Annotated in this window: 9 protein-coding genes; 6 read left to right on the forward strand and 3 right to left on the reverse strand. The window is 31.3% G+C overall.

Features of this window, described 5'->3' with window-relative positions:
• Positions 1–144, reverse strand: a 144-nt coding sequence (locus V7056_RS17965; RefSeq protein ID WP_499703782.1) for an SET domain-containing protein, incomplete at its 3' end; no start/stop codon positions are given.
• Between the two features lie 279 nt (positions 145–423).
• Here V7056_RS17965 and V7056_RS17970 point away from each other — a divergent pair.
• On the forward strand, positions 424–924 hold the full coding sequence (locus V7056_RS17970) for a hypothetical protein (RefSeq protein WP_499703772.1): 501 nt from the start codon (positions 424–426) through the stop codon (positions 922–924).
• Positions 925–946: 22 nt separating this feature from the next.
• Here the strand turns inward: V7056_RS17970 and V7056_RS17975 are convergent, their stop codons facing one another.
• Positions 947–1,735 carry a M15 family metallopeptidase gene (locus V7056_RS17975; RefSeq protein ID WP_499703773.1) on the reverse strand — a complete coding sequence of 263 codons (789 nt, stop codon included), beginning with the start codon at positions 1,733–1,735 and terminating at the stop codon, positions 947–949.
• A 171-nt stretch (positions 1,736–1,906) separates the two neighbouring features.
• On the opposite strand from V7056_RS17975, the gene V7056_RS17980 reads away from it, so the two are divergent.
• The 4 genes from V7056_RS17980 to V7056_RS17995 all read left to right on the forward strand — a co-directional run bounded on the left by V7056_RS17980 (position 1,907) and on the right by V7056_RS17995 (position 4,592).
• On the forward strand, positions 1,907–2,671 hold the full coding sequence (locus V7056_RS17980; protein ID WP_499703774.1) for a MerR family transcriptional regulator: 765 nt from the start codon (positions 1,907–1,909) through the stop codon (positions 2,669–2,671).
• Positions 2,672–3,040: 369 nt separating this feature from the next.
• Positions 3,041–3,421 (forward strand): hypothetical protein, encoded by a 381-nt coding sequence (locus V7056_RS17985; protein WP_499703775.1) that lies wholly within the window; start codon positions 3,041–3,043, stop codon positions 3,419–3,421.
• A gap of 122 nt (positions 3,422–3,543) precedes the next feature.
• On the forward strand, positions 3,544–4,008 hold the full coding sequence (locus V7056_RS17990) for a GNAT family N-acetyltransferase (RefSeq protein ID WP_499703776.1): 465 nt from the start codon (positions 3,544–3,546) through the stop codon (positions 4,006–4,008).
• 38 nt (positions 4,009–4,046) lie between these two features.
• Positions 4,047–4,592, forward strand: a complete 546-nt coding sequence (locus V7056_RS17995) for a GNAT family N-acetyltransferase (RefSeq protein WP_499703777.1) — start codon at positions 4,047–4,049, stop codon at positions 4,590–4,592.
• A gap of 4 nt (positions 4,593–4,596) precedes the next feature.
• On the opposite strand, the gene V7056_RS18000 is transcribed toward V7056_RS17995, so the two are convergent.
• On the reverse strand, positions 4,597–5,505 hold the full coding sequence (locus V7056_RS18000; protein ID WP_499703778.1) for an NAD(P)/FAD-dependent oxidoreductase: 909 nt from the start codon (positions 5,503–5,505) through the stop codon (positions 4,597–4,599).
• A 172-nt stretch (positions 5,506–5,677) separates the two neighbouring features.
• On the opposite strand from V7056_RS18000, the gene V7056_RS18005 reads away from it, so the two are divergent.
• Positions 5,678–6,310: DMT family transporter (locus tag V7056_RS18005; RefSeq protein ID WP_499703779.1), on the forward strand; the 633-nt coding region annotated here is incomplete at its 3' end.

Below are 6,310 nucleotides of genomic sequence, written 5' to 3' on the forward strand. Positions count from 1 at the left end.
TTTCTCAATATGTTCATGCTGATCATTAGGATAAGCTATTACTGGGGCTTCATGTAATAATTCTCCTTTAGAAATATCACGAGTAGCAAAGACGCCACGATTAAATTCTCCATCGCTTAGTGTGGAAGTTTTAATTTCTATCATTTTTAACACCTATTCATCTCTCTTTGAAGTATTTATCATTAGTTTGCCATTAATTGCTTGAGAATGCAATTTTAATATCGAATTTTTGATTGTGATAAATAGCAATTACCCTAGTTACTATTAAAAAAGAAGGCTACACGTGTCGAAAGCCCTGTGTTTTAAATTAAAATGAATATCTAATTAATTGTATTTGTGTACATACATAAGATTCTATGAATAAATTTTTACTTTTTATCAAAGGATATATTGTGTTTAAAGAATTTATGGTGGAGGTATGGGATGAAGAAATTAATCATTTTGATCGCAACTGCATTATTAATGATTTCAATAAAAATTCCTTCTCAAAACGAAGTGAAAGCAGAAATTGTTAGTGAGGGTGAAGAAGCAAGCACGATTGTAAGCAACCAATTGAAAAGACAGGTTCCCATGTTATCGGAATTATTTCAAGTGTCAACAAATCAATTATTAGTGACATTTGACAGACCTGTTGATCTGAATGCTGGTACGAAAGCTTCGAATTATTGGATCCAAAGTGGAGATATGAAACCATCTGGAATTGCTTCAATTGGTAAAAATGATACTGTATACCCTAAAAATTCATTAACAGATGATAAAGTAAAAATCACGAAAGTACAAGGAAATAATAATTCGTTCCTATTAACTTTCAAAGAAAATATCCCTTCTAAAAAAACATTTAAGTTAATTGTTTGTTATATCACTGTCCCAGGTGGCGGTCAATATAATGGAGACAATGGTATGCAAGTATTTGTAGGTAAATAAAAATCCCCAAATGGGGATTTTTTTATTTTGAAACTGGATAAACATTGTAATATTCCTCTAGTGTTATGTTTCTTTTTTTCATTTGCTTGGCTAGTGAAACGCCAACATACCGTATATGCCAAGGTTCATATTTATAGCCTGTTATTGATTCTTTCCCTTTAGGATAACGAATGATAAACCCATAATTCGTACTTTTCGATTGAAGCCACTTTGCTTCTTTTGTATTTGCAAAACAACTTTGGGCAGCACATTTTCCGGTACTACTACTAACGTCAATCGCTAAACCAGTTTGATGTTCACTTGAACCTGGTAATGCACTATATTTTCTTGCATTGTCATAACCATCCTCTTTTACATATCGATTAAAAACTGCCTTTTGAGTTACATATGAGCGATAGGCAGAAACACCACTTAAATAAATTTTATCTTTTTTTGCTCCTGTAAATAGTTTGCTTAAAGAGAGAGCAGCCTCTTTTCTCATTTTACGCTTTTCGATTTTCTCTTTAAAAATGAATGAAACAGTTGGATAAACCAAATCTTTTGGTACATAATTTTTAGGTAAAAAGTATTTTTTATTTACTAGTACATTAACGGCCGATGGTTGAGCGACAGTTTTAACAGCATTCCTATTCCTCGATACATTCATTTTCTCTATATTTTGTAAGTCTCTTTTGGAAGACTGAGGGCTTTCATGAGTTTTTTGTTTTTGGCTTTCATTTTGAAGTTGAGAGTGTAAATTAGGTTTTTCTTTTGTACAAGCACTAACAAATAAAAGTGAAAATACAACGATACATGTGAAGAGATATCTCATGAATGTAAGTTCCTCCTGATGTTACTTTTTCTTTTATTCTTCTCATTATTTTGACTTCAATCTTTAATAGCATGCAAAAATATGATGAAAAACTGAAAAAATGTTTAGAAATTCAATTGACTTTAACGTTGCGTAAAGGTGTAAAGTAAAGTTGTCAGGAGGTAGAAGTACATGGAATATACAGTTCAAAAGCTTGGAAAATTAGCAGGGATTAGCACTAGAACTCTAAGATATTATGATGAAATTGGAATTCTTAAGCCGGCAAGAATCAATTCATCAGGATATCGAATTTATGGTCAAACAGAAGTTGATCGACTCCAGCAAATTTTGTTTTATAGAGAGCTAGGAATTAGTTTAGAGAATATAAAAGAAATAGTTAGTTCACCTTCATTTGATGGTGCCAAAGCGCTTATTGAACATCGTAAACAACTTCTTGACAAGAGAAAACAATTAGATGCTTTAATCGAAAATGTAGAAAAATCGATTGCGTCCACCGAAGGGAGAATAACGATGTCAGATCAAGAGAAATTTGAAGGCTTTAAACAAAATTTAATAGATGAAAATGAAAAAAAATACGGTAAAGAAGCACGTGAAAAATACGGAGACGAAGCTGTTAACGAATCGAATGAAAAATTATTAAATATGACAAAAGAGCAACACGAAGAAGTAACGAGACTTGCAAAAGAGTTAGAATTAACTTTAGCAGAAGCGTTTAAAACAGGGAATCCAGCAGGGGATTTAGCTCAAAAAGCAGCGGATTTGCATAAAAAATGGTTATCTTTTTACTGGAATCAATACAGTAAAGAAGCACATGCAGGTCTTGCGCAAATGTATGTAGATGATGAACGATTTACAGCATACTATGATAAAGTACAGCCTGGAACAGCAGAATTTTTAAGAGATGCAGTTCATATTTACACAGGAACAAAAAAATAAAAGAAAATTAATGAGGGTGTAATGTACATATGTACGCTACATCCTTTTTTATTTTTGTATAACAAAAAGTTTAGTGAGAAGTTAAATTTTGGTATAATTTGGATAAGATCAAACAGTAATTAGATATTATAAGAATGAATATGTTGGAGGAGCTAAATGATTGAATATGAAAGTGCTAAGAAGAAAGTAAAGAAAAATGTAACTACCGGAAACAGTTGGGATTAGTGTTTTTGTTATATATTTTATTTGATTTTATTTTTTACTATATTTTACAAATATAATGGAAATAATATTGAAATATTTTAAATAGAAGCATTTTTAGGTAAAATAAAAGTATGTAAATAAATTTTTTATTAAGGAAGTACTCCAATGGATGAACATTTTATTCCGAGAAAAGAAAGACATAGAAAACATTTTTTTAAAAGGCAATCTTATCAAGATCAAGAGAACATTCAATCTTTTAATTATGTAAAAGCATTTATTTTGTACTTTTTGTTATTTTCGATGTTTGAATTAGTACATATATATTTAGATCAACATTTGTTACAACAGTCTTTAAAAATATTAACCAACAAAGAAATTTACAGATGTATATTAGCAGGGCTAATTTATCTCGGCAGTTATTTATGTGTTGTTGATACATACTTCAGATTTGATTTTCCATCAATTGCACTAAGAATTATTATTCCTGTATTAGCCTTTGTTTTGTCATTTATAAGCATGTTAACGATGCTCATTCCTCATTTATAAATTAATGTTAATGACATAAATTCTTTCATAAAGCACTATTTCTGTAAAAGGAAGTAGTGTTTTTTTGTTGAACTAAAGAATATATGTAAAGTTGCTTTTTAAAATATGAGGAGGGTCAGGTCATGTTGACATTAAACCTAATAAACGAAAAAGATTTCGATGAATATTTTAAGCAAGCAATCATTGGTTATGCGAAGGAGAAAGTTGCTTCAAGTAATTGGACTGAAGAAGAAGCGTTGGAACGCGCTGAAAAAGAATTTACTTATTTATTACCAAATGGTGAAAAAACTGAAAACCATTATATTTATTCGATTCTTAAAGATCATCAGAAGGTTGGTGTAATCTGGTTAGGTCAAGCGACTCCGCAAAGAAAAACTGAAGGATATATTTATGATTTTGTTATTTTTGATGAGTTTCAAGGAAAAGGATATGGGAAAGAGGCAATGCATGAAATAGATCAAAAAGCAAAAGAAATAGGGATGAATAGAATGGAACTACATGTATTTGGTCATAACAAAATTGCTCGTTTGCTCTATGAGAAAATTGGGTATGAAATTACAAATATTATTATGGCAAAATCAATTTAAATGAAATGTTTCATAAAGTTCATAAAATGAGGAGAAAAATGGAGAATCAAATAAATATACAATATCGTTTTCTAACATTACAAGAATTGGATTTACAATTTTTAAAGACTTTTAATCGGTATCAAATTACGAATAAAGTTTGGTATAAGAATGGCCAACAATACAAAATAAAGGAAGATTATTTTGTGGAGGAATGGAATGAAGAAAAAAAGATCCAAGTGATTCAAACTCTACAAAATTGTTTAAAAGTAGGTGGGGCAGTTATAAGTGCTTATCATCAAGATGATGTAGTAGGGTTCGCTAATATTGAAAATCAATTTTTCGGAAGTAATAACCAATACTTAGAATTACCTTATATCCATGTTTCTAATGAATTTAGACAATACGGAATTGGTAAGAAACTGTTTCATTTATGCAAGGAAAAAGCAAAACAGATGGGTGCTAAAAAGCTATATATAGCAGCACACCCATCTATCGAATCACAATATTTTTATCAATCAGTAGGTTGTACTTACGCTGATGAGATACATCAAAAAATTTATGAGAAAGAACCTTTAGATATTCAGCTAGAAATTTCTTTATAAACAATCAATTTATTTCTAGTAGACGCTTATGAATCCAAACAGCTGCTTGAGTACCTTCACCCATGGCAATGGTGACTTGTTGGGAATGTGCTACAAGATCACCAGCTGACCATACGTTTGAGACATTCGTTTCTTTTGTTCGAGGATTTACAATGACATGTTTATTGTTTAACAATTCTACACCAAGTTGTTTTGCAAGTTCGTTATGTATTTTATTTCCACCGAAGCCAATAAAAGCGCGGTCTGCTAATAGAATTTCACCATTTTTTAGCGTAATTCCTTTGAAATTTGAATCTTGGTCTTTCACGATTTCTATAATTCTTTCTTTTTGATATATAATCCCTTTTTGACGAAGTTGATGTAAGAGATCAGTTTCTAATTCTTCGCCATCATGGTTAATATAAGTAATTTTACTCGTCCAATAGTTTATTTCTAATGCCATGTTAGCTCCTGCAATACCTGCTCCTAATACTAATACAGACTTATCTGAGATTTCATAGCCGTCACAATCAGGACATACATAAATTGACGTGCCAAGACAATCAAAAATATGTTTAATATCAGGAATTCGATCTAATAGACCCGTTGCTAATAAAATTGTCTTTGCATCAAAGGTGAGGCCTTTTTTTGTTTTGATTTCAAAGGTTGTATCACTTTTTTGCACGTTTATCACTAAATCTTCTAAAAATGAGATACCATATTCAGTCGCTTGTTTCTTTCCTAGATCTCTTAATTGTAGTCCACTAATCCCACTTGGCCAGCCTAAAATATTACGGTAGCTTTTACAGTATGTTGAGCGTCCGTAATTCGAGTCAATCACAAGTGTTTTCCGTTTATATCGTCCTAGTTGTATAGAAGCTTGTAGTCCTGCAAAACCGCCTCCAATGATGATGCATTCATAAATTTCCTTCATTTTTATATTTCTCCTAAATACGTCTTATACTGTTCAATTTTTCCATTCCGAGCAATTCTAATCAGAAAAAGGAAAATTCATTATGCACTTTAGTACGATTTATATTTTCTGAATATTTAAAGTGTGTTACGATTCTTCTATTACATTCAACTAAGTTATTTGTTNNGATTATATGAGTTCTGATAAAATAGCATTATCATATTCAAGATCAAGAGGGATATTTCTTGTACTTACCGCAGCGGTTTTATGGGGCGTATCTGGAACAGTTGCCCAATTCTTATTTCAAAGAAGCGGATTTAGCCCCGAATGGTTAGTCGTTATTCGTTTACTGATTTCAGGAATTATTTTATTAATGCTTGCTAGATTGAAAGAAAAAAAGAACATAGTAGATATTTGGAAAAATAAAAAAGATATGTTGAGTTTACTATTGTTTAGTATTTTAGGAATGCTAGCTGTACAATATACATACTTTGCGGCAATTAATAGCTCAAATGCAGCAACTGCTACGATATTGCAATATTTAGCACCGGTAATGATTACTTGCTATATAGCCATTCGTTTTAAAAAAATCCCTACATATAAAGAGTTACTTGCTGTTGCTTTAGCACTTGTAGGTACATTTCTTTTAGTTACACATGGGAATATAAATGAACTATCCATTACTGGTTGGGCACTGTTTTGGGGACTAGGCTCTGCATTTGCATTAGCGTTTTATACTTTACAACCTCAAAACCTCCTTAAAAAATGGGGCTCGACCCTGGTTGTTGGTTGGGGAATGTTAATTGGAGGCATTAGTTTTAGCTTT

It is taken from the genome of Bacillus sp. JJ664, assembly GCF_036962205.1.
Lineage (GTDB): Bacteria > Bacillota > Bacilli > Bacillales > Bacillaceae_G > Gottfriedia.

Excerpts from the sequence above, each read along its gene's own strand:
- V7056_RS17980 (WP_499703774.1), top strand. The coding sequence starts at position 1,907 with ATGGAATATACAGTTCAAAAGCTTGGAAAATTAGCAGGGATTAGCACT.
- V7056_RS17970 (WP_499703772.1), top strand. The coding sequence starts at position 424 with ATGAAGAAATTAATCATTTTGATCGCAACTGCATTATTAATGATTTCA.
- V7056_RS17975 (WP_499703773.1), bottom strand. The coding sequence starts at position 1,735 with ATGAGATATCTCTTCACATGTATCGTTGTATTTTCACTTTTATTTGTT.
- V7056_RS17995 (WP_499703777.1), top strand. The coding sequence starts at position 4,047 with ATGGAGAATCAAATAAATATACAATATCGTTTTCTAACATTACAAGAA.
- V7056_RS17985 (WP_499703775.1), top strand. The coding sequence starts at position 3,041 with ATGGATGAACATTTTATTCCGAGAAAAGAAAGACATAGAAAACATTTT.
- V7056_RS17990 (WP_499703776.1), top strand. The coding sequence starts at position 3,544 with ATGTTGACATTAAACCTAATAAACGAAAAAGATTTCGATGAATATTTT.
- V7056_RS18000 (WP_499703778.1), bottom strand. The coding sequence starts at position 5,505 with ATGAAGGAAATTTATGAATGCATCATCATTGGAGGCGGTTTTGCAGGA.